The sequence below is a fragment of the Paenibacillus sp. 01T422 genome (assembly GCF_056398785.1).
Map to the genome: position 1 here is coordinate 1 of NZ_JBFTQB010001636.1, position 476 is coordinate 476.

At 42.9% G+C, this 476-nt stretch carries 1 protein-coding gene; it reads left to right on the forward strand.

All coding sequences use genetic code 11. The features are described from left to right. Positions 1-159 precede the first annotated feature (159 nt). Positions 160-476 (forward strand): S8 family serine peptidase (locus AC1DUA_RS40530; RefSeq protein WP_477505007.1); only part of this gene is annotated, 317 nt, incomplete at its 3' end.

Below are 476 nucleotides of genomic sequence, written 5' to 3' on the forward strand. Positions count from 1 at the left end.
TGCATGTACAATAGACAGAAGTGGATTAGCAAGCGAAACTTTTTTCGAAAGTTCTGAACTTTTTGCGAAGAAAAACCGTTATATGTATCGAGAAGACGGGTAATGTGGTATAGATAGATAAGACATTAGACCATTACGAGATAAAGGAACTGTGATTTCATGAAATTCATTCGACACTTATGGCTCATCGTCTTGATGATGCTCGTTGTGGAACTTACAGTGATGGTTACAAAAACAGAAGCAGCCTATCCCGTTTCGACGGATCCCATGAGGGTGAAACAAACCTATCTGGATATGATCCACATCGATCAAGCGTGGGCTGCAGCTGGAGATTCCCGTGCGTCCATTGTAGTGGCTGTGGTTGATACGGGCGTTGATCTTACTCATCCTGATTTAGTAGGTAACTTGGTAGATGGCGTGAACTTGCTTCAGCCTTCAAAAAAGCCAATTGACGATAATGGACATGGCACGAACGT